Origin of the sequence: Ensifer sp. 1H6 (genome assembly GCF_001976035.1) — a bacterium.
Lineage (GTDB): Bacteria > Pseudomonadota > Alphaproteobacteria > Rhizobiales > Rhizobiaceae > Ensifer > Ensifer canadensis.
The window spans coordinates 274,510-297,591 of the sequence record NZ_MOAI01000004.1 but is presented as its reverse complement, the minus strand read 5'-3'; the positions used below and the strand labels follow the sequence as shown (position 1 = coordinate 297,591).

Genomic DNA, 23,082 nt, shown 5'->3' with positions numbered 1-23,082 from the left:
CTGCAATCACAGGAGGAGGCCGGCATGAAGGGTGGATGTCACTGCGGCGCCATACGGTATGAGGCGAAGCGGTCGCCGTCCTATTCCGGCTTTTGCCATTGTCGCGATTGCCAGCGGATCACCGGTACCGGGCATTGCTGCTACATGATTTTCGATCGTTCGGATGTGATTGCGACGGGGTCTTGTCGCGGCTACCAGACCATTGCTGCGAATGGCAACATTTCCATCCGCCATTTCTGCGAGACCTGCGGCAGCCAGGTTTTTGGAAGTGGCCTGCCGGATGATGGTCGACTGACGGTCTATGCCGGCACGCTTGACGATCTCTCCGAGTTCACGCCAACGGATGCGATCTTCACGCGCAGCCGGCCCAAATGGGATCGGGCGGCGATGGCCCTGCAGGAATGCGAGGCGCTGCCGGGCTAGAGGCGAGACAGCAAGATTTGCCCCTCGCTCTAACCCTCTCGCCGCATGCGGGGAGAGGGTACGTGGCCCGGGTGCAGGGTTGCCGGCGGTTCCGTTACGGAAAATACTGACTTGATGTGAATGGGCGGTTCTTTGGGATACGGATGGCGCGGCATCTCCCTTCGCCCCGCTTGCGGGGAGAAGGTGCCGGCAGGCGGATGCGGCGCGACTTCTTCGACAGCCGCTTCAGCTTCCGAGATGTTTCTCGCCGCGCTTTTTGGCAAGCGTGATCTGGCGTTGCCGCTGGCGGTAACGCTCGCGGTCCTCGTCGGTGCGGACTTCGTGGCAATGGATGCAGGACACGCCTTCCTCGTGGTGCGGGGAGGCGAGGTCGGCCGGGGTCAGCGGCTGGCGGCAGGCGTGGCAGAGCGTGTGCTCGCCCTCTTCAAGCCCGTGCGTGACCGACACGCGGTCGTCGAAGACGAAGCAGGCGCCTTCCCAGAGGCTTTCCTCCTGCGGCACCTCTTCGAGATACTTCAGGATGCCGCCCTTGAGGTGGAAGACCTCGTCGAAGCCCTGCTCCTTCATGAAGGCGGTCGCCTTCTCGCAGCGGATGCCGCCGGTGCAATACATGGCGATCTTCGGCTTGTTGTGCAGGCCGGCATTGTTGCGCACCCAGTCTGGAAACTCGCGGAAGGTCTTGGTCTGCGGATCGACCGCGCCCTTGAATATGCCGATCGCGGTCTCGTAGTCGTTGCGCGTGTCGATGACGATCGTTTCGGGATCGGAGATCAGCGCGTTCCAATCCTTGGGATCGACATAGGTGCCGACGATCTTGTTGGGGTCGATGTTGTTGACGCCCATGGTGACGATTTCCTTTTTCAGCCGCACCTTCATGCGCAGGAACGGCATCGAGGAAGCACGGCTTTCCTTGTGCTCCAGGCCCGAAAATTCCGGCTGCGAGCGCAGATAGGAAAGCACCGCCGTGATGCCGGCGTCGGTGCCGGCGATCGTGCCGTTGATGCCCTCATGGGCGAGAAGCAGGGTTCCCTTGACGCCATTCTCGTCGCAAACGGTCTGCAGCGGTTCGCGGAATTCGGCGAAACGCGGGAAGGCGACGAAATGATAGAGCGCTGCGACCATGAACTGGCCATGCGTCTCGGGGCGCGGGGTCGTTGAAATGTCGGTCATGGGGCGTGCAAATACAGCTTTCGCGCCGCAAGTGCAATCCGGACCTCCCCTCCAGGGGCCATCTGTCGCGGCCGGCGGCTAGCGACTGGCCTCCAGCCAAAGGAGCCGGATGGTCCGGCTCTCGACATCCGGCGCATCGAGAAAGACGTTGGCTGCGCGATCCAGCGCCTCTAAGCGCAGGCTTTCCTGGCGAGCGATGACAGCGGAGATCAGATGAGCCTGATCCTGGCTGTCGCCGGCAAGGCCTGGATCCTCGTTGACGAGCGAGGTCATGACGTCGAGGTCGTTGAGGTGGCCGAGAATTTCGACCAGCGCTTTGGCATCCAGGCGTTTTGCCTGCATCGCCGAGGGCCAGGCCTCACGCATCAAGGCAAGGTGCATGCGATAATCCTGCGCGCGCTTGCGCAACTCGTGGAAGGCGGCGGCCTCGGTGCTTGCCTGGCAGGCCTCAACGGCGCGGGCAGCGCGCTTCAACGTGCGCCGCCAGCCCTTCGCCAGCCGGTCGGCCGTCTTGCGGCGACGGTCGTCGAAGGAGACATGGGCAAGCGCCGCCATGGCCTGTTCGCAATTGACGATGGTGGCTGCGATCCTGTCCTCGATATCGGTTTGGCCGGCGGCAATCCGGTCGCGTCGCTCGGCCAGTCGCGAGCAGACGCGGTCGAGCGCCTTCTCCTCGTCGTCGCTACGGGCGCCCTCATGCAGATAGCGGGCATTTTCGACGAGCGCGGCGGCGTCCCTGACAGCCGAGAGATTGCGCGCCATGTTGCGAATGCGGGCATTCTCCTGTTTTTGAAACAGCGGCGCGTCGGAGGCGATGAGCCGATAGAGTGCACGCAGGCGCTTGAAACACTTGCGGGCGTCGTGGATTGCCTCGTGCACGCCATCAGGGCGCAGCCGCAGGACCTCGATCGCCTGCTCGAATTGTTCGGCGCCGACATTTTTGAAATCGTCGGTGAAGGCCCCGCCTGGGCGGAAGGCGTAGCTCATGCTTGTTCTTCCACAGGCCCGTTGGTGGCGAGCGCCTGGTTGGAATAGCGCCGGTCCCCGGTGATCTCCGGTCCCAGCCAGTCGGGAAGTGCGGGCAGATCGGTCTCCCGCTTCATCTCGACCTCGGCGACGACGAGCCCCTCAAGTGCGCCTTCGTAGACGTCGACCTCCCACACAAAGCCCTTGTGCGGCACCCGGTAGCGCCGTTTCTCGATAACGACGCCCACTGCCTGGGTCAGCATTTCGCTGGCGTCGTCCATCGGCAGATCATATTCGTATTCATTGCGGACCAGCGCCGACTTGCCGATCTTGATTGTCAGCCGCGCCCATTTGTTGCCGTGGATCCGCACGCGCACGGACCGGTCGTCCATAGTGACGACATAGGCCTGCCGGAGCTGGGTGCCCTTGTCGGCACGCTCCCGCCAACCGTCGGAGGCCACCAGGAACTTGCGCTCTATCTCCTTCGCCATGGGTATCCCGCATTTCGAGAGGGTCGATGTCATCAAACTATCGTTTTACGGGCAAGGCTCAAGCATCTCTTTGTTGTCGAAGTTATTTTCTTTTTTGCTTATGTATGAATGGTGAACCGGCTTGGTGTTCGGCCTCGACAAGCGGCAGCAGGCGGAGTATGCGGAACGCATATTCAATCGTTTTAAAAGGACGATCTGCATGAGTGCGAAAACCGACAAGCTTCTTTCCATCCTCAAACTGCAGCCGGTCGTCCCGGTTCTGGTGATCGACGATGTGGCGACCGCCGTGCCGCTGGCGCGGGCGCTCGTCGCCGGTGGACTGAAAGCGATCGAGATCACCTTGCGCACGCCCGCGGCGCTCGAAGCGATCCGCGCCGTTGCCAACGAGGTCGAGGGTGCGGTTGCCGGTGCCGGCACCATCCTCAATGCCGCCCAGTTCGAGGCGGCGATCGAAGCCGGTTCGCAGTTCATCGTCAGCCCGGGCACGACGCAGGAGCTGATCGACGTTGCCAACGACCACGACGCCCCGTTGCTCCCGGGTGCTGCGACCGCCAGCGAAGTCATGGGCCTGCGCGAAGAAGGCTACGACGTCATGAAGTTCTTCCCGGCGGAACAGGCCGGTGGCGCTGCCTATCTCAAGTCGCTGTCGTCGCCGCTTGCCGGCACCTTCTTCTGCCCGACCGGCGGCATCTCGCTTTCGAACGCCCGCGACTACCTGTCGCTGCCGAACGTCATCTGCGTCGGCGGCTCGTGGGTGGCGCCGAAGGATCTGGTGACGAAGGGCGACTGGGCCGGCATCACCAAGCTTGCGGCCGAGGCCTTTGCGCTCAAGGGCTGAGGCTCGCCCGATCGCTTGAGAATTTCGAGGCCGGGCGTCAGTCCGGCCTTTTTCGTGTGCCCGGCCATTTTCGTGCGCAACGCGAGTTTGTATTTCCAGTGCAACGTTCCTATGTCTCAATCGGTTTGATGGAGCGGGTGCAGGCGGCGCCCTGTTCCGCATGGTTTTTAATCCGCCTGGAACCGACAAGGAGCGAAACCCCATGTTCGACGCGAAGAAATTGCTGGACCAGTTTCTCGGATCGCAGGTGCCGGGAGCGGGTGGCTCGGTGCGCGACCGCGCCGGCCAGGTTACGCAACTCGCCAAGGACAATCCGCTGGCAACCGGTGCCATCGCCGCCGTTCTGCTCGGCACCAAGTCGGGCCGGCAGCTGACCGGCAATGCGGCCGTGCTCGGAGGGCTCGCAGCCATCGCCGGCCTCGGCTATCAGGCCTACAAGAACTATCAGTCCGGCAACGCGCCGGTCACCGATCCCACCGCCCAGAAGCAGCCTGAACTCTTGCCGCCGCCGACCGATTCCGGATTTGCCGCCGAGCCGGAAAAGATCAGCCACGACTTCGCGCTTATTCTCGTGCGCGCCATGATCGCCGCCTCGCGCGCCGACGGCCATATCGACGAGGTCGAGCGCCGCCACATCATGGATAAGCTTTCGGTGTCCGGTCTGTCGGCCGATGCGTCGGCGTTCCTCGAGGGCGAGCTGGCCAATCCGGTCGATATCGACGCCATCGTCAACGCTGCGAAGACCGAGGAAGAGCGCGTCGAGGTTTATACCGCGTCGCGCCTGACGATCGAGCCGGAAAGCCGCGCCGAGCGGGGCTATCTCGATCTGCTCGCCGGTCGCCTCGGCCTTCCCGATGCGCTGGTCGATCATATCGAAGCGACCGTGTCGTCGGCCAAGGTCCCGGCCTGATCATTTCGCTCATGGATTGATCACCAGTTTGAATTTGTGTCGGCCGCTTCTCTGCCCTATGCCGAAGTCGATAGCGCCGCGCGTCTTACCAGACGCGCAAAGGTCGCTATAGCACTTTGAATTGCTGCAGCCGGAGAGGTGGCCGATGCGTGATCTGAGCAACTGGAAGGGATGCCCGGCACCGAAGCCGGTGGCGATCGAGGGTCGCTATGTCCGGCTTGAACCCTATGACCGTGCGATGCACAGGCAGGACCTCTGGGATGGGCTCGGCGGTATGGGCATCAATCCGCTGCTCAAGTATTTCGCGCAGGCCGATTTCCGCGGCATCGACGATTTCGACACCTGGCTGACCACTGCCCAGGAAAAGGGCGGCTGGGTCACGGAAGTGTTCCGCGACAAGGCGAGCGGCAAGGTCGTCGGTATGGCGAACTACATGCGCGCCGATCCTGCCAATGGCGTCGTCGAGGTCGGGTCCGTTGCGCATGGTGCGGCGATGGCCCGTTCGCCGCTGTCGACCGAGGTGCATTACCTCATGGCCAAGCATGTCTTCGAGGATCTCGGCTATCGCCGCTACGAGTGGAAGTGCAACAGCGAGAATGAGCCAAGCCGGACGACGGCACTCCGCCTCGGCTTCAGTTTTGAAGGCATTTTCCGCCAGCATATGATATCCAAGGGCGGCAACCGCGACACGGCCTGGTTCTCGATGATCGACAGCGAATGGCCGCTGCTCAATGCCGCATTCGAAAACTGGCTGTCGCCTGATAATTTCGATGCCGATGGTCGTCAGAAGCGGCGGCTGGAAGATATTCGCGCGGACCTCGCGCCAAAGGAGTGAGCGTGAACGCGCCCGAGAAGACGAGAGAAAACCAAGCCCCTAAGGAAAAGTCGCCGGCGATCGCCGCGGCCGTCATTCTGGCCGTCGTCGGCGTCGGCTTCTTCGTGCTACCGTCGATCATGCTGAGGCTTGGCGATATCTCGGTGTGGCTCGCCGGCGCCTTTGGCGTCGTCTTCGTTCTCGGCTTCTTCCTGATCTTCTGGCTGCGCGCGCGGCATCAGCGCAAGCGCGGGCTGTGATGGTAAGGTCTAGGGGCCGACGTGCAGGGAGTTGCCTCGGAAGACCCGTCCACAGCGTGCCTGGTTCCTCAATAGCGTTTTTTCTTTCGCACACGCGTGAAGCCGATTTGATCGGGCGTTAGCTCTGGGTCGTCTTCAAGACGGTAGCCGAATGAGTACCACGCGTCAGAGACATTCCGCGCGCCGGATGGCGGCGCCCAATAGTGATCGACAACCCAGAACGAGTAGCCGCCTCCAACGTCGGTCGCCGCAATCCCGTGCGTTTCGGAAAGCCAGAGCCTGAAAGCGGTGGCTTCACCGGACCAGATGTATTTGATTGCCCAGCCGGCCCGTGCGAGGTTGGCGGCGATTTCCTCGAACTCAAGCGTGTCGAAATTCATCTACCGTGTCCGTGTGGCGGCTCCACGCACGACGTACGTTGACCTCCCCCGGGGTGGGGGAAAGGGGCGGGCTTGCGGAAGCGGCGCACGTCCTGGCGAACACATAGCTGCCTTATCCTTGCAGCGCGGCGCCCAGCAAGACCAGTCCCAAGATAATCACGAGCAGGGCGCCTGCGATCTCGATGCCGTTCGAGACGCGGGCGGCCGATGCGGCGCTTGACGCGTAGCGCACGGCGAAACCCTTTGCCGTGACGGCCAGCGTCGCCAGGATCGATACCGTGATGGCGGTGCCGATCGACATGGCGAAGACCGACAGGATGCCGCCGAGATAAAGGCCGTTGAGTAAGGCGAAGGACAGCACGATCAGTGCGCCCGAGCACGGACGCAGACCGACGGCGACGATCGCCGACCAGGCCTCGCTGATGGCGAAGCGATCGCCCTTGAGCATCGACGGATCCGGCGCATGCGCATGGCCGCAGGTGGAGCAGACTTCGCCGGCGCCATGGTCGTGGTGATGATGCGTGTGGTCATGGCGATGGTGGGCATGGTCGTGATGATCGTGTTCGTGCTCGACGTGAACATGCCCGCCGCCGGCCGTTGCCATGAGAGCCGTCGGACGCATCATCGAGCGCAGTTTGCGAAACAAGAGCCAGCCGCCGAAGGCTGCGATCAGGGCGTAGCTGGCAATTTCCAGAGAGCGCGTCGCGTCAGTCATGCTGATCGAGGATCCGCGCAAAAGAAGATAAACCGCGCCGACAAGCAGGATGGCGACGACCCCCTGCAGGATCGACGACATGAAGGAGAGCAGCACGCCGCGCTTCAGCTCAGTCTCGTTGGCGATCATGTAGGAGGAGATGACCGCCTTGCCATGGCCGGGGCCGGCGGCATGGAAGACGCCATAGGCAAAGGAAAGGCCAATCAGCGACCAGAGCTGCCAGGGGTTTTCGCGCATGCCCTTCAGCGAGCCTGTCAGCGTGCGGTAGAAGCCCTGCTGCTCTGCATTCACCCAGGCAAAGAAGCCGCCGAGAAAGCCGGTGGTCTGAAACGACGGTTCGGCAGTGCCGATGCCGAGCGGCGATTGCGCCGCGGCAAGGCCGGCCGACAGAGCGGTCAACACGAGCGTCGCGGCAATCAGGCGGCCGATCCTGCGGGTGTTCAGCATGTGATCTCTATCCTGGTTGCAAAGAGCTTCGACATGTCGGTGCCGGTCGGGTCGCTCCAGAAAGCATCGGTCAGCGTGTCCTTGTTCTCGGCAAGGACTTCGTCAGGATCAGGGCGGACGACCTTGTGTTCGCAGGCGGCGATCTTGTCGCCGACCACGGTCAGGTCGTCATCGGTCGGGAAATCCATGGCCGTGTACATGGTCGGGTCGTAGACGCCGAAGGAGAGCTTGCCCTTGAGCGGCATCGGCTCGGCCGGCTTGACCGCGAAGATCATCAGCAACTGGCCGTCCTTGTAGTCGACGGTGATGTGCTCAGGTTTGCTGACCTTGATGGATTTGCCGTTTTCCAGGGCCGTCGTGTAGTAGTTGTACTCCGACAGTGACTCCAGCACGGTCTGGCCGACTTCCGCCAGTTCGTCCGGGTCGAGCGTGGCGTTCGAGTTCTTGTCGAAGTCGAGAACGACACTTGCGGAAAATAGCTCGTCGAAACGCCAGACATTTCTCAGCTCGCTCACCTCACCCTTGTCGTCGGAGGCCACTTCCAGGCGGGCCTCGGCGAAGATGTGCGGATGGGCAAAGGCCAAAGTCGGCGCAAGCAGGATGGCAAGGCCGGCCACGACGAGGCGCTTAATTCTCATGAAACGGCAATCCTTTCAGTCAGGGCGCAGCAGTGCCTTCGAATCGTTCCCGCAATGTACTGGAAATGGGACGGATTTGGGACCTTGCCGCGTCAATGCGGCTTGCGGAACCAGGCGTGCAGGTAGTCGACGAGGGTGCGCACTTTGGCCGGCAGGTAGCGGCGGTGCGGATAGATCGCATAGATGCCGCGGTCCCTGGGCAGGAAATCGTCAAAGAGCGTGACGAGTTCGCCGGTGGCAACCTTGGGCCGTGCGATGAAATCGGGAACCAGCGCCACACCGATGCCGGAGACGGCAGCGCGCACCGAGGCAAGCGGACTGTTGACCTCGATCGGGCCACTGACGGGAACGGTGAAGGAGGAACCGTCAGGCTCGATGAAGCGCCAGTTGGAATAGGACTTTCCATTGGTGTCGAGAATGCAGGGGATCTTCGAAAGGTCGGTCGGATGTGCGATCGGCCCGACCTTCTCCACGAAGTCCGGAGCGGCACAGATCAGGACCTGGAAGTCGTCGAGCTTGCGCGCGATCAGCGTCGAATCCTCAAGTCGGGTGATACGGATGGCGACATCGAAGCCCTCTTCGACGAGGTCGACGAAGCGGTCGTCCGAAACGATCTCCAGCGACAGTTCCGGATGCTGCTTGCCGAAATCGACCAGCGACTGGCCGATCTCGGCGTCGACGAAAGTGCGGGGCGCGGTGATGCGCAGCCGGCCCTTGAGGTCGGAATTGTTGGCGCGCACGAGATCGGCGAGATTGTCGATTTCCTTCAGGATTTCCGACGCGGTGCGATAATAGGTGTGGCCGGCTTCCGTCATCGAGAATTGACGTGTCGTGCGGTTAAGCAGAAGCGCGCCGAGTTCGTCCTCAAGCTCGCGCACATATTTCGACAAGAGCGCCTTCGACCTGCCGACGCGGCGGGCGGCGGCCGAAAACCCTTCGGCGTCCACGACATCGATGAAGGCGCGGATGCGGGTGAGCGTGTCCATGGCCGGTGTTTCCTTCGTCTTTCCTGGTCGCGGGAGCCTTGATTCGCCGCGAATGCTTCTTTCACGTTTCTCTGTTCGGCGGCTGTCTTTGTGGCCGGTTCGGTCCGCTCTTCGAATTTTGACGACCGGATAGGCGAGGTCTTAAAATAAATCCAGTTCTTTCAAGCGTTTGTGGCGGTCACTGCGTCGCTGTCGATTGTTCAGTAAACGTGAACACTGACAGTGTTGCCGGTCTCGAAAAAAATTCAACAGCGGCCGCGAAAAAACTCTTGATTACGACAAGGTTTTTTCTTACCTACGCCCTTGCCCAAAGTCGCACGTGCCTGTGGGTGTCCGCCGACCCTCGATTAGGTGAGGGTATCGGTAAGGTACCTGGAACTAACCCCTCCAGTCGCTATTCCGGCCAACCGGGAAATGCGAGGACATCTTGAAGCAACGACGGTGCGGGCCTTTCTGGTGTCTGCCGGCTCTCCAACAGCCGGGGTTACTGAAGAGGCACACCTTCATTGCCGGAAGTGCGGTTGGGTTATCCCCTCCAATCCATGGCAGACAAAGCCGAATTGAAGCCTAGGCGGGCTTTGATTCACCGTTCGCGCATCGAGCGCATGCTTGGTTCCGGGGTCTCCACCGGCTGGTTCCAGAGCATTCGCGCGTATGCCCTTTGTCCTCCGCGAAAGCGGAGCATTTTGGATCAGGGGAATAAGGCCATGACCACGGCACGCATCATCGACTTCATCAACACCCGACGACCCGACGGCCCTTGCCTCGTTGTCGACCTCGACGTCGTGCGCAACAATTTCAAGGCCTTCCGCCACGCGATGCCGGACAGCTCGATCTATTACGCCGTCAAGGCAAACCCGGCGCCGGAAATCCTGCGCCTGCTCGCCGGCATGGGCTCCTCCTTCGATTGCGCGTCCGTCGCTGAAATCGAAATGGCGCTCGACGCCGGTGCGACCGCCCAGCGCATTTCCTATGGCAACACCATCAAGAAGGAGCGCGACATTGCCCGCGCGCACGCTCTCGGTGTGTCGCTCTTTGCCGTCGACAGCCATGAGGAAGTCGAGAAGGTTGCACGTGCCGCCCCTGGTGCCCGCGTGTTCTGCCGCGTCCTGACCGATGGCGAAGGCGCCGAATGGCCGCTGTCGCGCAAGTTCGGCTGCGTCCCGCAGATGGCTGTCGACGTGCTCGTCTACGCCCATCAGCATGGCCTCGTTTCCTACGGCGTCTCGTTCCATGTCGGTTCGCAGATGACGAAGCTCGACGCCTGGGATTCGGCTCTTGCCGATGCCAAGCGCGTCTTTGTGCAGCTGGCCAAGCAGGGCATCGAGCTCAAGATGGTCAACATGGGCGGTGGCTTCCCGACGAAGTACCTCAAGGACGTGCCGACCGCTGAAGCCTACGGCCAGGCGATCTTCGGCGCGCTGAAGAAGCACTTCGGCAACCACATCCCGGAAACGATCATCGAGCCGGGTCGCGGCATGGTCGGCAACGCCGGCGTGATCAAGGCGGAAGTCGTTCTCGTTTCGAAGAAGTCTGATAACGACAGCCACCGCTGGGTGTTCCTCGACATCGGCAAGTTCGGCGGTCTCGCCGAAACCATGGACGAGGCGATCCGCTACCCGATCCGCACGGCCCGTGACGGCGACGAAATGGAGCCCTGCGTGCTTGCCGGCCCGACCTGCGATTCGGCCGACGTGCTGTACGAGAAGAACATGTATCCGCTGCCGATCACGCTCTCGATCGGCGACGAGGTTCTGATCGAAGGCACCGGCGCCTACACCACGACCTACTCGGCCGTCGCCTTCAACGGCTTCGAGCCCTTGAAGTCCTACGTGATCTGATCCGGTTTGCTCCCGTCCTCGGGCGGGAGCGCCATTTCACAATTTCCTTAGATGCCGCCTGAAGCGGTTTTGATGACGGGAGGCCCGGATGGCCGCTGTTGTTGATGCCCTGCGCGCGTTTTTCGCGCCGTCCACATTCGTTATCGATAACGAAAACCCGGGTGACGTCGTTGCCCGCGAAAACCTGCTCGATCGGGCGATGGGGCCGGAGCGGCGTCGCAAGTCGTCGGAAAAGCTGCGCAGCGGCCGCGTGCCTGCCGAAGGCCTCGCCTTCGTCGCCCGCGATCTCGATGGTCACGTGATCGGCACCGTTCGCCTGTGGAATGTCGAGGCCGGCGTCAGCCGCGAAGGCCACAGCATTCCAGCCCTGCTGCTCGGTCCGCTGGCAGTCGATCCCGCCCATGAAGGCAAGGGCATCGGCGGCATGCTGATGCGTGCAGCGATCGAAGAGGCCAAGAACCGCGGTCACGGCGCGATCCTGCTGGTCGGGGATGCCGCCTATTACGAGCGTTTCGGCTTCTTCGCCGCGCGCACGCAGCATTTGGTCATGCCCGGTCCGTTCGAGCGCAACCGTTTCCTGGCGCTTGAGCTTCGGGATGCCTGGCTCGAGGGCGCTGCCGGCCTCATCGTCGCCAATGGCCGCAAGTTGGCGCTGCCGCCGGTCAGGCGCGCGGCCTGATCTCTTTCCGTCTCCAACCTGCGGGGGCGGATTTTTCGCTGCTCCCCCATCCGCCTCATGCGAGGGGTGGGGGAGCAGGTCATAAAAACCCGAGATCACGCCTCCGTGGCAGACGGTCGCGCGTCGTAGCAGACGAAGGCAAGCTTGTTGCCATCGGGATCGCGCACATAGGCGGCGTAGAAGCCGTCTCCGTATTGCGGGCGAAAGCCCGGTTCGCCCTCGACACTGCCGCCCTGTTCCATCGCCGTTGCAAACAGCCGGTCGATGATCGCAGCGCTTGGCACGAGGAACGCGGTCATGGCGCCATTGCCGATGCCGGCGGGATTTCCGTCGAAGGGATAGCCGGTGAAGAAACGCGGCGCGCGGTCATCATCCTTGCGTCCCCAGGACGCCACCTGCTCGTCGCACCAGCAGCGCTCCTGACCGATCAACGCCATCAGCGGATCGTAGAACCGTTCGGCGCGTTTGAGATCGGTCGTTCCGACCATCGTATATCCGATCATGTCTTCTCCCTTGTCTTGGCTGGCATCGCTCATACCTGGCTAAGGAAGGACCGTCCGCGCGGCGACAGCCGATAGCCGACCGTCAGGCTTTCCGTCAGCCCTAGTTCCTTCAGTTTGCGGATGCGTGGCTTGAGCTTGAGTTTATCCATGCCGACCTGTTCAGCGATCTCGGCGGCGGTAATCCCGTCGCGCGAAGCAATCAGGCGGAGTGTCGCTTCGGCCCAGATCTGACCGGCGGCCTCGTCAAAGCGGGCGAGCCTGGCGGCAATCATGGCCCAGTCGGATTTCGCAAGCGTCGCGTCATCGCGCAAGGACAGACGCGGATCGTCGCCCGCGCGGTGGAAGGCGATGCGGTAAAGCGTGCCATCGGGCCTGCCGTCGAGTTCGGCGAGCAATGCCTCACGCGTCGGGAACCCGGCGCGACGTGCGTCCTCTATGCTGATGTCTTCGGCCTCGGTGGTCTCGATCGCGTCGATCGACAATATGCCGGCCGCTGTGCGCAGGCTGCCGCCGGCCTTGACTGTTGGCCTGGTCCAGCGCCGAAAGGCCAGTGTCACGTCGCCCTTGGCGATCTGGTAGAGAATGGCCTTGCGGAACAGCATGTCAGTTTGTGGCGCGGCGATAGAAAGCGAGGGAACCGGCAAGGGCAAGCAGGGCGCCGCCACAGATACGCTCGAGCCAGACGGCCCCGGAATGCTTGAGAAAACGAGCCGCCTGGGAGCCGAGTAGCGCGTAACCGAGCATCACGGCAAAATCGACAGCGGCGAAGACCAAGGCAAGTACTGCGTATTGCGGCGCCTGCGGCAAGGCGAGGTCAATGAACTGCGGCAGGAAGGCCGAGAAGAAGAGATAACCCTTCGGGTTGGTGACGGCGACCAGAAAGCTCTTCAGAAAAATCGCAGGCGTCGCGACGTCGGCGGCGCCTTTGTCGATGGCGACATCGAGCGTTCCCTTCGACCGCAACAGCATGACGCCGAGAAAGGCGAGATAGGCGGCGCCGAGCCATTTGACGACCGTAAACCAGAATTCCGAGGCAGCGAGTAGCGCGCCGAGACCCAGCGCCACCGCGCCGATCAGCACGAAATCCGAGAGAACGGCGCCGATCATGCCCACAAGCGCACGCTTGATGCCGTAGCGCGAACCGTTGGTCAGCGCCAACAGCACGGTCGGGCCCGGCGTGGCGATACCGATGAAAGCGACAAAGGCGAATGCGAGGATGGTTGTACCGCCCATGGGACACTCCGGTGTGCAGGGCGAATCTGTCTCACACCTTTGGCGTCGGAGCAACCGCCAGAATGCGTTCAGAAAGATCCACCGAGCGCGCGACGACGAGATCGACGCGATGGTCCTTCTCGGGATCGGTCTCGCGCTGGAGGGAGTGGGGGTAATCGACTTCGAGTTGAGGCTTCCTCTCCGGCCCGAGCAGCAGCGATGCCGTCAGCGCCTGCGTTTTGCGCGGTAGAGATAGGCGCAATAGGTGCTGCGTCTCGTCTTGAGACGATGAGCTGATGACCCCCAGACATGTTATCCGCTCTTTTTCTTCGTCGGCAAGGCAAAACGCCGGATTTGACAGTTCAGGTCGCTGGCCCTAATGGACGCGGAGGGCAAGGGCCCCTGCCGTCCGCGAGCGTCATGCTTTGGTGAAGCCCTTCTTTCAGACACGGTCAGCCGAAACGGCATGCGAACCGGTGGCAATGCGGGCTCCCATCTCTGATAATGCATGCCGCAGCAGGAGACCCTGTCATGATGCGCGGATCAAACACGCTACCATCGCTCGATGCCCTCAAGGACCAGGCGAAACGCCTGCGATCGCGGCTATCCTGCGAAGGCGAGAATATCAACCACTCCCGTTCCCTCGAACTGGTCGCCGCCCAATATGGCTACCGCGATTGGAACACGCTTCACGCTGCCGCCGGCAATCGGCCGCCGTTCAATCCCTGGATGCTCGGCTCGCGGGTGAAGGGCCTTTATCTCGGTCAGCCCTTCGAAGGCGAAATCCTTTCAGTGCAGGCGCTGACGGCCCAGCCGGGGCGCTACCGGTTGACGATGAAATTCGACGAGCCGGTCGATGTCGTTACCTTCGAGAGTTTCTCCGCGTTTCGCCAGCGGGTGACCGCGACGGTCGACGAGACCGGGCGCACGATCGAGAAGACGTCCAACGGCCGCCCACAGTTGGAGCTGGAATGGTGAGCGGCCCTTGCTGCTGCCGTGCGATCATCACGGTTGCGACTTGCCGGCTGTTGGCTTTTCAGCAGACTTCCCCGAAGCCAAGTGCTTCGGGGACTTAATCACCGTAGCTTTTCGCGCGACGATACCCCACTGATGCACCAATCCGTTCATCGCATCCGTTGGCATCATCATTAGTTGCGAATGAGTTGCATTTGCATTATCAATGTAGTTGCGAACGGTTCGCAATAAGGCGAGCCGATCAAATCGGGCCTTGTGGCATCGCCTCTGCAATCCGGAGCGGACACGTGGAGCCGTATCGGGCGAGGGGCGACTTCTATGGACAATTCGGTGAGGCAAGATCTGCTGAAACGGCGCAGCCTGCTGATGGGTGGGCTGGCGGCCGCCGGCGGCACCGCGATCTGCGCCGGCGCGGCGCCGGCGCAGATCGCGTCCCACGGTGGCGGCCACCAGATGGCCGCGCGGGCGTCCGAAGGCATGGCGGCACCGATGCCGGCGATGGGGCACGGCGCCATGATGACGGTCGGCGACGTCGATAACACCGCCAACGGTTTCGATCCGACCGACATGCTGACCGACTGGGACACCGGCACCGTCTCGGTACTGCCGGATGGGCGAACGCTCCGGACCTTCGAGATGGCTGCCGAGGATCGCGACATCGAAATCGCGCCGGGCATCACCTTTCCGGCCTGGACCTATAACGGCCGCGTGCCTGGCCCGGCGCTTCGGGCCAAGGAGGGCGAGCGCCTGCGCATCGTCTTTCGCAACTACGCCTCACACCCGCATTCGATCCACTTTCACGGCATTCACGCGGCGCGGATGGATGGCGTACCGGGGGCCGGCATGGTCGATCCCGGCGATGAGTTCGTCTATGAATTCGACGCCAAGCCTTTCGGCTGCCATCTCTATCATTGCCATGCGATGCCGCTGCGTCGGCATATCCACAAGGGCATGTACGGCGCCTTCGTCATCGACCCGGACCCGGAGCGCCATCCGGATCAGATCGACGTCGCCCGCTCGCGGCTCATCGGCACGCCGGAGAACGCCGGCTGGCAGGAACTGGTGATGGTGATGAACGCCTTCGACACCAACTTCGATGCCGAAAACGAATTTTACGCGGTCAACACCGTCGCCCATGCCTTCATGAAGCGGCCCATCCGGATCGTGAAAAGCAAGCCGGTGCGCATCTACCTCATCAATGTCATCGAGTTCGATCCGATCAATTCGTTCCATCTGCACGCGAACTTCTTCGATTATTACGACCAGGGAACGACGTTGACGCCGACGCTTAGAACTGTCGACCTCATCACCCAGTGCCAGGCACAGCGCGGCATTCTGGAGTTCACCTTCGCCGAGCATGAACCCGGCCTCTACATGTTCCATCCGCACCAGACCGAGTTTACCGAACTGGGTTGGGTCGGCATGTTCGACGTCGTGGAGGCGCTGGCATGAACGAAACCCTGCCGAGGGCCGCTATCCGTGCGGCGAAAACCAATCTGGTTTGGCTGGCGCTGCCGCTCATCGCGTTGGCCATCGCCGTCGCCTGGATCCTGTCGGCCGATCCGCTGTCGGGCTTTCGCAACGGCGCGCCGCCGGTGGAAAACCTGACCTTCGAACGAACCGTGCTCGACGACAGCGGCCTTCGCCTCTTGGTTCGCGCCGGTGGATCGGAGCCGATGACGGTGGCGCAGGTTCAGGTGGATGACGCCTACTGGCAATTCACCCAGGATCCGCCTGGTCCGATCGCGCGGGGCAAGGCGGCATGGCTGAGCCTGCCCTTCCCATGGATGCTGGGCGAGGCGCATGCGCTGAAGGTGGTGACCAACACTGGCGCCACCTTCGCCCACGACATTGCCGTTGCCGTGCCGACGCCGCAGGCGACGGCAGGTCAATTGCGACTGCAGGCGCTGGTTGGCATCATCGTCGGCATCGTGCCGGTCGCCGTCGGCCTGATGTTCTACCCGCTGCTGCGTGGCGTCGGCCAGGCGGGCATGGCGTTTCTATTGTCGCTGACGATCGGCCTGCTCGCCTTCCTGCTGATCGATGCAAGTGCGGAAGCCCTGGAACTGGCGTCGCAGGCCGCGGCAATTTTCCAGGGGCCGGTCATGGTGGTGCTTGCGGGGCTTGGCAGCTTCCTGTTGCTGATGGCGATCGGCCGGCGCGGCGGCGTGCCGACCGGGCTGGCGCTTTCCACCTATATCGCGCTTGGCATCGGGCTGCACAATCTCGGCGAGGGGCTGGCGATCGGTGCTGCCTTTGCCGCAGGATCGGCCGGGCTCGGTACCTTCCTGGTGCTCGGCTTCGCCCTGCACAATGTGACCGAAGGCATCGGCATCGCCGCGCCGATCCTGAAACAGCGGCCCTCGCTATGGGTCTTTGTCGGCCTGACGCTGCTTGCCGGCGGGCGGCGGTGATCGGCATGTGGCTCGGCAGCCTGGCAACGTCGGCGCAATGGTCGGCGCTGGCGCTGGCGATCGGGGCCGGCGCGATCCTGCAGGTGATCGTCGAGGTCAGCGCTTACCTGATGCGCCAGAGCGGAAAGCGGATCGAGGTCCTCCTGACGCCGCCCGTCATGAGCGGGCTCGTTGCCGGCGTCGCCTTCATGTACGTGACCGCGGCAGTGGTGAAAATCTGATTGTTTGTGGATCGCTGTCATGAGCGATTTGGCGGCCCCTCATCCCGCTGCCGCGACCTTCTCCCCGCAGGCGGGGAGAAGGGACTCGTGGCGCGGTTTCGTCCGGCCAGATATTTCGGCATTCTTTGACAGAGCGTATGCCACGTCCCCTCGCCCCGCTTGCGGGGAGAGGGTTAGGGTGAGGGGCAACTGCGCTAACGCCGTCGAAGAGCGTCGAGCGAATGTTATCCGGCGATATCGACGATGCCGCAGTCGCCCTCGGCCGAGCCGAAAACGAGCTGGCGCCCGTCCTTGCTCCAGGCCATGGCGGTGACCGCACCCTTGCCGGGACGGCGCAACAGCACTTCCTTGCTGTCGGCGAAACGGGCGGCGAGGATCATGCCGTCCTGATAGCCGATGGCGACGATGTCTTCGGCCGGATGACAGGCGACGGAAGTCACCATGATGTCGGCGCGGGTGCCGAGTTCCAGCGGCGCCTTGCCCATCGGTCCGTCTTTGCCCTGGAAGGGCCAGACGATGGCGGCCGGCGCGCCCGAAGATGCGAGCCACTTGCCCTTCGCGGACCAGGAGAGCGACTTCACCTTGGCCGGGTAGCCGGTCATGCGCATGTGGCGTGCCTCGCCGCCGGGCTTTGCGTCGAGCTTCCAGCCGTGCAGGGCATTTTCCTGCATCGTGGTCACGAGGAAACGGCCGTCGGGCGAGAAGGTGACGCCGGTATGGGCGCCCTTCCAGTCGAGATCAATCGGCTGGCCCGCGGTCGCGACCCAGTGCATCGACACGCCGTTGTAGCGGGCGGCGGCAACACGCAAGCCCTTCGGCGCAAAGGCGACGCCCTCGACCGTGCGCTCCTCGGCAAATTCTTTCGTCGTGCCGTCGGCCAGCCGCACATGGGTGGTCTTGCCATAGGCATAGCCGACGGCGCCCTGCGGGCCGGCTGCGACTTGGGCGATCCACTTGCGCGGCGCTTCGGCAACCAGCGTCGCGGTGCCGTCGGCAGCCGTGCGCATCACCTTGCCGTCCTCGCCGCCGGTCAGAAGCGTTTCGTTCGCCTCGTCGAGAACCAGAGACAGCAGGCCCTCGTGGACTTCCGTCGTCTTGTGGCCGTGGTCGAGGCGGTGGATGGCGCCGGTGGCTTCGGCGAAGAAAGGTATGCCCTTGAGAAAGGCCACGCCAACGACGTGGCCTTCGAGATCGAGCGGAGCGACTGTCGGCATCAGATTGTCATGGTCCCCTGGTTCGGCATGCTGTTGGAGCATGATGCCGAAAAGGACCGACGCCATGCTCTCCTTAATTTGATCTTAGAGCCGCATCGCGGCTTCCGGAATCAGGCTTCGCAGGCCTTGAACGTGCGCTCCAGCTTTTCGCGGTCGAGGTCGCGGCCGATGAAGACCAGGCGGCTTTCGCGCTTTTCGCCTTCCTTCCAGGCACGCTGATGGTCGCCCTCGATGATCATGTGCACGCCCTGCACGACATAACGCTCGGCGTCGCCGGCAAAGGCGATGATGCCCTTCAGGCGCAGGATGTTCGGGCCGTCCGTCTGGGTGATCTTCTGGATCCAGGGGAAGAAGCGATCAGCGTTCATCTCGCCGCCGCGCAGCGAGATCGATTGCACCGTCACATCATGGATCGGCGAGGGGGCGTGGTCATGGTGGTGATGGTCGTGATCATGATGGTGGTGATGATCATGGTCATGATGATCGTGGTGATCGTGGCCGCAATCCGGGCCGCAGGTGTGATCGTGCTCGTGATCGTCCTGGTCGAGGAAATGCGGGTCGTTTTCCAGCGCTCTCTCAAGGTTGAACGCGCCCTGGTCGAGAACCTTGGTGAGGTCGATCTCGGAGCGCTGCGTTCTGTAGATGCGGGCCGACGGATTTATGACGCGAACCGTCGCCTCGATCCGCTCCAGCTCTTCCGGGCTGACGAGGTCGGTCTTGTTGAGGAGCACGACGTCGGCAAAGGCGATCTGGTCTTCGGCCTCGCGGCTGTCCTTCAGCCGGAGCGGCAGGTGCTTGGCGTCTACCAGCGCGACGACGGCATCAAGCTCGGTCTTGGCGCGCACATCGTCGTCCATGAAGAAGGTCTGGGCGACCGGAACCGGATCGGCAAGACCGGTGGTTTCCACGATGATCGCATCGAAGCGACCGGGCCGGCGCATCAGGCCTTCCACCACGCGGATCAGGTCGCCGCGCACGGTGCAGCAGACGCAGCCGTTGTTCATCTCGTAGATTTCCTCGTCGGATTCGACGATCAGGTCGTTGTCGATGCCGATCTCGCCGAATTCGTTGACGATGACGGCGTATTTGCGCCCGTGGTTCTCGCTGAGGATGCGGTTCAACAGCGTCGTCTTGCCGGCGCCGAGATATCCGGTGAGCACGGTGACGGGAATCGGCTTCTGCGGGGATGTTTCGGTCATGGGAACCTCTGGGATCTCGGGATGCGGGGAGCGGGCATCCATGTCGCGTTTCATATAGGAGATGCGGCGGCGATGCGCAAATGGCGAAGCCGATTTTGGCCACGCCTTTGCCGCCTCCGGGACGGGCGAACCGGGCAGCGATAACGCTCCTTTCATCAAAATCAGGGAGAGTTCGCGTCCTACCGAAGGGGTGCATGCGTGAAGACGATTTCCATCAACGGCCGGTTCCTGACTCAGCCGCTCACCGGCGTGCAGCGCTTTGCCCGCGAGATCACCCGCGCGCTCGATGCCCGCATTGCCGCGGGCGACGTGCCGCCGGCGCTGAAGGATGTGCGCTGGCGGTTGCTGGCTCCAGCGTCCGCGCCGGATGATCTGGCACTGTCGGCGATATCGATCGAGCGTTTCGGCTCAGGCCCGGGCCATCTCTGGGAGCAGGGGCCGCTCTATTGGCGGACGCGGCGCGATACGCTGGTCGGCCTCGGGGGCAGCGGACCGGTGCTGCATTCCGACCAAGTGGTGGTGATCCACGACGTCACGCTCTTCCGTCATCCGGCTTCCTTCGGGCGCGGCTACCGGCTGTTCCACGGCGCGCTCGGCTACATCCTGACGCGTCGCGCGAAGATCGGCACCGTTTCCTATTTTTCGCGCGGTGAACTGGCGGATGTCTTTCGCGTTCCAGCATCGGGTATTGACGTGATCTACAACGCCACAGATCACTTTTCCGACCTTCAGCCGGACCGGGAGATCGTTGCGAAGCTGGGGCTTGCCGAGACCCCATTCTTCCTTCTCGTCGGCACACTGAAGCCCAACAAGAACGTCGAGTTTGCGGTGCGTGCCTTCGAAGCCCTGGGTGCTACCGGCAGCAAGCTCGTGGTCGTCGGCGGTACGGATCCCAGCGTTTTTCGCGACATCGCCCCGACGTCGCGGGGCAACCTGATCTTTCCCGGGCGGCTGACGGACGCCGAGATCGCCGGGCTGCAGCGCCACGCCACCGCCTTCCTGTTCCCGAGCCTCTATGAAGGGTTCGGTATCCCGCCGCTCGAGGCGATGACACAAGGGTGCCCGGTGCTGGCCGCTGACATACCCCCGGTCAGGGAAGCCTGCGGCGAGGCGGCTCTCTATTTCGATCCGGCGAAGGCGGAAACCCTCGTCGAGGTTATGCGGAAGATATCCGCCGATGATGCGCTTCGGCGACAGCTGGGGCGTTCGGGGCATGAAAATGCAATGCGGTTCTCATGGAACGCAAGCGCGGTCATTCTGCTCAACCTGCTGGTCGCAGGGCAGGGCTGACTAGCTTGCTTATTCGGAACTGAACGCGCGATTAGAGTTCGAGTGTGCGCAGCGGATCTATCCTGCCGCGTAGGAGATCTACGAGGGCGATAAGGTTTCCCTTAAGGCGGCCCCGTCTGTCGACAAGCCCCTGAGATTTCAGACTGCCGACGATGTTTGCGGCGATGTTGGAGCTCAAAAGCTTCAATGCCCAGCCCAGACCGACCGTGCCTTTGCGGAAAAGGTAGAGCGGGTTTGCCACCTGTGAGTAACCGAAGCGCAAACCCGAAGTACGTCCCCGTTTGTTGCCGAGATGGACGCCGCGCAGGGTGGCGCTGCGCACAATGCGGCCGTGGCGGGCGAGGCGGCGGCAGAAGTCGACATCCTCCTGCCAGCCGTAAAGCGGCAGGTTTTCGTCGAAGCGGGTGGCGTCGGCTTCAATGGCCGACACGCGAAAAACCATATTGCAGCCATAGGCGTTGTAAACGGGTTCGAGGGTGGCCTGTCTGCCCGTTGCCCGATCGCGCGCAAGGATTTCCAACCCTTCCTTGACCGGGATGCCCGGGCCATGAATGCCATCGGCCAGCACCAGGCCGGTCGCCACGGCAATGTCGGCCCTCTTCTCGAAGAGGGTTTCGACTTCAGCCAGAAAATCGCACTGGGGCAGGAAATCATCGTCGAAAAACACGATGATATCGGCGGTCCCCGTGTGGTCGAGGATGGCGTTGCGCTGCGCACAGGAGCCCTTGCTGCCCGTGACCAGGGTGATCTCCGATGCGAGCGTGCTGACAAAGTCGAGATCGACGTCCTGCGGCGACGAGGGGCAGACGAGGATCGCGTCCGCCTGGCGATCCTGCCGGCTCAGGTGCAGCAGTGTTTCGGACAGCACTTCGCGGCGACCCGCCGTGGCTATTCCGACAATGATCTTCATGGTGTTCTTCGCCTCTCGGTTTGCCCAGATCTAAACCGAAAGAGGTTCAGTTTTCCTTATCGCGCCCGGTTCACTATCGCGCCCGAGATCACGCGGCGGTTGACGCGCGCATGCCGAGCCGCAGGCGATTGAGCGCCAAGAGGCAGCAGACCCCACCAATGACAATCCCGGCGGCAGTAGCGACGGTGGCGGACCGGTAAGACAGCACGAAGGCGACAATGGTGACTCCAAGGCCGGCAGCGGCGAGGAGAACCGGCGACCAGGTGAAGTCGAAGGGCAAGGTCGCCATCAGGCGCAGGCCGATCAAGGATGCGAATATGGCGCCGAGCGCGCCGCCTGCCATCAGTGTGGCGGCGCTTGGCGCCAAAAGGAACGCGCTGGCAAGCGCGAAGAGATTGAGAAGCGCGCAGTCGATGGCCGCGAGCGCGAAGATCGCGGTCAGGCGCTGCTTCAAGTGCAGCGGTGTCGGCAGCATGATCTGGGTCAGAACGCGCGCGAGCGAAAGGATAATGACGAACGGGGCCGTCGCGAGGAAGCCGGCCTGCAGGTCAGGGCTGATGACCAGCCATGTCGCCGGCACCAGAACGGCGAAGATGCCTGCCGCCATCATCAGCGCGAAGCTGGTGAGCAGCGCGTAGTATTGTCCGAGCTCACGGCGAAGCGCCAGGGTATCGCCGCCCTTGTCGTGAGCAGCGACGATTTCGGGATACTGGATCGCCTGGAGGGCGGAGACGATCAGCACGAACGGGCGCTGCAGCAGATCGAGCGCCAGCAGCGCACCGGCAGCGCCGCCGGGGCCGAGGACCGAGGTGAATATCGCCTTCAGCGCAAGCGGTGCAAACATCGAGGCGCTGGCGGCACCCGCCGAAACGCTGCCATAGACGAGGTGCTTTCGCACGCGCGCCATGTCGAGCGAGGCGGAAGGCCGCGGACCTGATCTGCGCGAAAGTAGGGTTGCGAGCAGAGCGTAGAGAGCATAACCGCCAAGCAGGCCGGTGACCGTCGACAGGAAGGTTGGCGATACGAGCGCGCCGATCAACGTTCCCGCCGCCAGGATGGTGGCGCGAGATCCCTGGAGTACCGAGAAGGCGCGAAAATCCTGGCGGAAGCGCAGCATGGTCAGGTGCAGGTCGCTGCCGCCTTGCGCAACGGCAACGAGGCCGCCGACCAGCGCCACCAGCGGCGAGACGCCGAAGGCGAGCGACGCGGCCGCAGCGACAAGGCAGAAAAGCGCGCAGGCCGCTGCCTCCGCAACGATCGTTCGCCGCTCCGCCGCTTCGATTTCCGCCGTCTGGCCGGGATAGAAGCGCATGCAGGAGAAACGCACCCATTCGAAAGCGGCGATCGCGCCGAATTGGCTGAGCGAGATGAACAGCGAATAGGCGGCATAGTCGACTGGGGCCAGCCAGTGGGCGACGACGATCAGCAGGCCGAAGGCGATCAGGGCCTGGTAGAAATAGGCGCCGAGCGCGATGATCTTCGCCATGGGGTTCCGGCCTAGCGCCGCCTGTCGTCGTTTGCTGCTGTCCATGCTGATAGCGCAAAAGCACAAACAAAGTGTTTTGTCGGCGCGCCCTGCCGGTCCT

25 protein-coding genes and 1 pseudogene are annotated in these 23,082 nt (G+C 62.9%); 11 read left to right on the top strand and 15 right to left on the bottom strand.

Annotation, left to right across the window (positions count from 1 at the left end; translation table 11 throughout):
- Positions 1–24 precede the first annotated feature (24 nt).
- The gene (locus BKP54_RS07350; protein ID WP_025424896.1) at positions 25–423 is read left to right on the top strand and encodes a GFA family protein; all 399 of its coding nucleotides are present in this window, start codon (positions 25–27) and stop codon (positions 421–423) included.
- A 225-nt stretch (positions 424–648) separates the two neighbouring features.
- Here the strand turns inward: BKP54_RS07350 and BKP54_RS07345 are convergent, their stop codons facing one another.
- The 3 genes from BKP54_RS07345 to BKP54_RS07335 all read right to left on the bottom strand — a co-directional run bounded on the left by BKP54_RS07345 (position 649) and on the right by BKP54_RS07335 (position 3,050).
- On the bottom strand, positions 649–1,593 hold the full coding sequence (locus tag BKP54_RS07345) for a rhodanese-related sulfurtransferase (RefSeq protein WP_025424895.1): 945 nt from the start codon (positions 1,591–1,593) through the stop codon (positions 649–651).
- Positions 1,594–1,671: 78 nt separating this feature from the next.
- On the bottom strand, positions 1,672–2,580 hold the full coding sequence (locus BKP54_RS07340; protein ID WP_025424894.1) for a CHAD domain-containing protein: 909 nt from the start codon (positions 2,578–2,580) through the stop codon (positions 1,672–1,674).
- Positions 2,577–3,050: a CYTH domain-containing protein gene (locus BKP54_RS07335; protein WP_025424893.1), complete on the bottom strand. Its 474-nt coding sequence runs from the start codon at positions 3,048–3,050 to the stop codon at positions 2,577–2,579. Before BKP54_RS07335 ends, BKP54_RS07340 begins: the two co-directional genes overlap by 4 nt.
- A 199-nt stretch (positions 3,051–3,249) precedes the next feature.
- On the opposite strand from BKP54_RS07335, the gene BKP54_RS07330 reads away from it, so the two are divergent.
- The 4 genes from BKP54_RS07330 (at position 3,250) to BKP54_RS07315 (ending at position 5,872) form a co-directional block, all read left to right on the top strand.
- The gene (locus tag BKP54_RS07330; protein ID WP_025424892.1) at positions 3,250–3,888 is read left to right on the top strand and encodes a 2-dehydro-3-deoxy-phosphogluconate aldolase; all 639 of its coding nucleotides are present in this window, start codon (positions 3,250–3,252) and stop codon (positions 3,886–3,888) included.
- Between the two features lie 202 nt (positions 3,889–4,090).
- Positions 4,091–4,798: a tellurite resistance TerB family protein gene (locus BKP54_RS07325; RefSeq protein ID WP_025424891.1), complete on the top strand. Its 708-nt coding sequence runs from the start codon at positions 4,091–4,093 to the stop codon at positions 4,796–4,798.
- A gap of 145 nt (positions 4,799–4,943) precedes the next feature.
- Positions 4,944–5,633 carry a GNAT family protein gene (locus BKP54_RS07320; protein ID WP_038575716.1) on the top strand — a complete coding sequence of 230 codons (690 nt, stop codon included), beginning with the start codon at positions 4,944–4,946 and terminating at the stop codon, positions 5,631–5,633.
- Positions 5,634–5,635: 2 nt separating this feature from the next.
- Positions 5,636–5,872, top strand: a complete 237-nt coding sequence (locus BKP54_RS07315; protein WP_057207582.1) for a hypothetical protein — start codon at positions 5,636–5,638, stop codon at positions 5,870–5,872.
- A gap of 68 nt (positions 5,873–5,940) precedes the next feature.
- Here the strand turns inward: BKP54_RS07315 and BKP54_RS07310 are convergent, their stop codons facing one another.
- From BKP54_RS07310 to BKP54_RS07295, 4 genes are all read right to left on the bottom strand, one after another.
- Complete coding sequence (locus tag BKP54_RS07310; protein ID WP_025424889.1) at positions 5,941–6,252, bottom strand: hypothetical protein; 312 nt, start codon at positions 6,250–6,252, stop codon at positions 5,941–5,943.
- A 112-nt stretch (positions 6,253–6,364) separates the two neighbouring features.
- On the bottom strand, positions 6,365–7,414 hold the full coding sequence (locus BKP54_RS07305; RefSeq protein WP_025424888.1) for a nickel/cobalt transporter: 1,050 nt from the start codon (positions 7,412–7,414) through the stop codon (positions 6,365–6,367).
- Positions 7,408–8,052 carry a DUF1007 family protein gene (locus BKP54_RS07300; RefSeq protein WP_025424887.1) on the bottom strand — a complete coding sequence of 215 codons (645 nt, stop codon included), beginning with the start codon at positions 8,050–8,052 and terminating at the stop codon, positions 7,408–7,410. The genes BKP54_RS07305 and BKP54_RS07300 overlap by 7 nt, the downstream gene beginning before the upstream one ends.
- A gap of 92 nt (positions 8,053–8,144) precedes the next feature.
- On the bottom strand, positions 8,145–9,038 hold the full coding sequence (locus BKP54_RS07295; protein WP_025424886.1) for a LysR family transcriptional regulator: 894 nt from the start codon (positions 9,036–9,038) through the stop codon (positions 8,145–8,147).
- Between the two features lie 707 nt (positions 9,039–9,745).
- Between BKP54_RS07295 and odc2 the strand changes: the two genes are divergently transcribed.
- On the top strand, positions 9,746–10,879 hold the full coding sequence (gene odc2 / locus BKP54_RS07290) for an ornithine/lysine decarboxylase (RefSeq protein WP_025424885.1): 1,134 nt from the start codon (positions 9,746–9,748) through the stop codon (positions 10,877–10,879).
- Positions 10,880–10,967: 88 nt separating this feature from the next.
- Positions 10,968–11,558, top strand: coding sequence for an N-acetyltransferase (locus BKP54_RS07285; protein ID WP_025424884.1), 591 nt, complete (start codon positions 10,968–10,970; stop codon positions 11,556–11,558).
- 95 nt (positions 11,559–11,653) lie between these two features.
- On the opposite strand, the gene BKP54_RS07280 is transcribed toward BKP54_RS07285, so the two are convergent.
- The 4 genes from BKP54_RS07280 to BKP54_RS07265 are packed head-to-tail and all read right to left on the bottom strand — an operon-like array spanning position 11,654 to position 13,535.
- Positions 11,654–12,061, bottom strand: a complete 408-nt coding sequence (locus tag BKP54_RS07280) for a VOC family protein (protein WP_025424883.1) — start codon at positions 12,059–12,061, stop codon at positions 11,654–11,656.
- 29 nt (positions 12,062–12,090) lie between these two features.
- Positions 12,091–12,663 carry a hypothetical protein gene (locus tag BKP54_RS07275; RefSeq protein ID WP_084814324.1) on the bottom strand — a complete coding sequence of 191 codons (573 nt, stop codon included), beginning with the start codon at positions 12,661–12,663 and terminating at the stop codon, positions 12,091–12,093.
- A gap of 1 nt (position 12,664) precedes the next feature.
- Complete coding sequence (locus tag BKP54_RS07270; protein ID WP_025424881.1) at positions 12,665–13,294, bottom strand: LysE family translocator; 630 nt, start codon at positions 13,292–13,294, stop codon at positions 12,665–12,667.
- Between the two features lie 31 nt (positions 13,295–13,325).
- Positions 13,326–13,535, bottom strand: a complete 210-nt coding sequence (locus BKP54_RS07265; RefSeq protein ID WP_038575712.1) for a hypothetical protein — start codon at positions 13,533–13,535, stop codon at positions 13,326–13,328.
- Positions 13,536–13,804: 269 nt separating this feature from the next.
- Here BKP54_RS07265 and BKP54_RS07260 point away from each other — a divergent pair, with 269 nt between their 5' ends.
- The 3 genes and pseudogenes from BKP54_RS07260 (at position 13,805) to BKP54_RS07250 (ending at position 16,883) form a co-directional block, all read left to right on the top strand.
- A complete protein-coding gene (locus BKP54_RS07260) occupies positions 13,805–14,251 on the top strand; it encodes a glyoxalase superfamily protein (protein WP_082523599.1) in 447 nt (148 codons plus the stop codon).
- 315 nt (positions 14,252–14,566) lie between these two features.
- Positions 14,567–15,700 carry a multicopper oxidase domain-containing protein gene (locus tag BKP54_RS07255; RefSeq protein WP_025424878.1) on the top strand — a complete coding sequence of 378 codons (1,134 nt, stop codon included), beginning with the start codon at positions 14,567–14,569 and terminating at the stop codon, positions 15,698–15,700.
- A pseudogene (locus BKP54_RS07250) lies at positions 15,697–16,883 on the top strand (metal transporter). Before BKP54_RS07255 ends, BKP54_RS07250 begins: the two are co-directional and overlap by 4 nt.
- A 224-nt stretch (positions 16,884–17,107) precedes the next feature.
- Here the strand turns inward: BKP54_RS07250 and BKP54_RS07245 are convergent.
- Together BKP54_RS07245 and BKP54_RS07240 are read right to left on the bottom strand one after the other, a co-directional pair.
- On the bottom strand, positions 17,108–18,097 hold the full coding sequence (locus BKP54_RS07245; protein ID WP_025424876.1) for a WD40 repeat domain-containing protein: 990 nt from the start codon (positions 18,095–18,097) through the stop codon (positions 17,108–17,110).
- 110 nt (positions 18,098–18,207) lie between these two features.
- Positions 18,208–19,296, bottom strand: coding sequence for a GTP-binding protein (locus tag BKP54_RS07240; protein WP_084814326.1), 1,089 nt, complete (start codon positions 19,294–19,296; stop codon positions 18,208–18,210).
- 198 nt (positions 19,297–19,494) lie between these two features.
- Here BKP54_RS07240 and BKP54_RS07235 point away from each other — a divergent pair, with 198 nt between their 5' ends.
- Entirely contained in the window at positions 19,495–20,586 is a 1,092-nt protein-coding gene (locus BKP54_RS07235; protein WP_084814323.1) for a glycosyltransferase family 1 protein, read from the top strand.
- A 31-nt stretch (positions 20,587–20,617) separates the two neighbouring features.
- Here BKP54_RS07235 and BKP54_RS07230 read toward each other — a convergent pair whose 3' ends face one another.
- Positions 20,618–21,496, bottom strand: a complete 879-nt coding sequence (locus tag BKP54_RS07230) for a glycosyltransferase (protein ID WP_025424873.1) — start codon at positions 21,494–21,496, stop codon at positions 20,618–20,620.
- A gap of 88 nt (positions 21,497–21,584) precedes the next feature.
- Entirely contained in the window at positions 21,585–22,982 is a 1,398-nt protein-coding gene (locus tag BKP54_RS07225; RefSeq protein ID WP_057207580.1) for a hypothetical protein, read from the bottom strand.
- Positions 22,983–23,082: the final 100 nt, after the last annotated feature.

What these genes read in the sequence shown, in the direction of transcription:
- BKP54_RS07340 (WP_025424894.1), bottom strand. Translation starts at nt 2,580, where the DNA reads ATGAGCTACGCCTTCCGCCCAGGCGGGGCCTTCACCGACGATTTCAAA.
- BKP54_RS07300 (WP_025424887.1), bottom strand. Translation starts at nt 8,052, where the DNA reads ATGAGAATTAAGCGCCTCGTCGTGGCCGGCCTTGCCATCCTGCTTGCG.
- BKP54_RS07245 (WP_025424876.1), bottom strand. Translation starts at nt 18,097, where the DNA reads ATGCCGACAGTCGCTCCGCTCGATCTCGAAGGCCACGTCGTTGGCGTG.
- BKP54_RS07270 (WP_025424881.1), bottom strand. Translation starts at nt 13,294, where the DNA reads ATGGGCGGTACAACCATCCTCGCATTCGCCTTTGTCGCTTTCATCGGT.
- BKP54_RS07275 (WP_084814324.1), bottom strand. Translation starts at nt 12,663, where the DNA reads ATGCTGTTCCGCAAGGCCATTCTCTACCAGATCGCCAAGGGCGACGTG.
- BKP54_RS07280 (WP_025424883.1), bottom strand. Translation starts at nt 12,061, where the DNA reads ATGATCGGATATACGATGGTCGGAACGACCGATCTCAAACGCGCCGAA.
- BKP54_RS07260 (WP_082523599.1), top strand. Translation starts at nt 13,805, where the DNA reads ATGATGCGCGGATCAAACACGCTACCATCGCTCGATGCCCTCAAGGAC.
- BKP54_RS07255 (WP_025424878.1), top strand. Translation starts at nt 14,567, where the DNA reads ATGGACAATTCGGTGAGGCAAGATCTGCTGAAACGGCGCAGCCTGCTG.
- BKP54_RS07305 (WP_025424888.1), bottom strand. Translation starts at nt 7,414, where the DNA reads ATGCTGAACACCCGCAGGATCGGCCGCCTGATTGCCGCGACGCTCGTG.
- BKP54_RS07225 (WP_057207580.1), bottom strand. Translation starts at nt 22,982, where the DNA reads ATGGCGAAGATCATCGCGCTCGGCGCCTATTTCTACCAGGCCCTGATC.
- BKP54_RS07345 (WP_025424895.1), bottom strand. Translation starts at nt 1,593, where the DNA reads ATGACCGACATTTCAACGACCCCGCGCCCCGAGACGCATGGCCAGTTC.
- BKP54_RS07330 (WP_025424892.1), top strand. Translation starts at nt 3,250, where the DNA reads ATGAGTGCGAAAACCGACAAGCTTCTTTCCATCCTCAAACTGCAGCCG.
- BKP54_RS07230 (WP_025424873.1), bottom strand. Translation starts at nt 21,496, where the DNA reads ATGAAGATCATTGTCGGAATAGCCACGGCGGGTCGCCGCGAAGTGCTG.
- BKP54_RS07285 (WP_025424884.1), top strand. Translation starts at nt 10,968, where the DNA reads ATGGCCGCTGTTGTTGATGCCCTGCGCGCGTTTTTCGCGCCGTCCACA.
- BKP54_RS07325 (WP_025424891.1), top strand. Translation starts at nt 4,091, where the DNA reads ATGTTCGACGCGAAGAAATTGCTGGACCAGTTTCTCGGATCGCAGGTG.
- BKP54_RS07295 (WP_025424886.1), bottom strand. Translation starts at nt 9,038, where the DNA reads ATGGACACGCTCACCCGCATCCGCGCCTTCATCGATGTCGTGGACGCC.
- BKP54_RS07240 (WP_084814326.1), bottom strand. Translation starts at nt 19,296, where the DNA reads ATGACCGAAACATCCCCGCAGAAGCCGATTCCCGTCACCGTGCTCACC.
- BKP54_RS07335 (WP_025424893.1), bottom strand. Translation starts at nt 3,050, where the DNA reads ATGGCGAAGGAGATAGAGCGCAAGTTCCTGGTGGCCTCCGACGGTTGG.
- odc2 (WP_025424885.1), top strand. Translation starts at nt 9,746, where the DNA reads ATGACCACGGCACGCATCATCGACTTCATCAACACCCGACGACCCGAC.
- BKP54_RS07350 (WP_025424896.1), top strand. Translation starts at nt 25, where the DNA reads ATGAAGGGTGGATGTCACTGCGGCGCCATACGGTATGAGGCGAAGCGG.
- BKP54_RS07320 (WP_038575716.1), top strand. Translation starts at nt 4,944, where the DNA reads ATGCGTGATCTGAGCAACTGGAAGGGATGCCCGGCACCGAAGCCGGTG.
- BKP54_RS07310 (WP_025424889.1), bottom strand. Translation starts at nt 6,252, where the DNA reads ATGAATTTCGACACGCTTGAGTTCGAGGAAATCGCCGCCAACCTCGCA.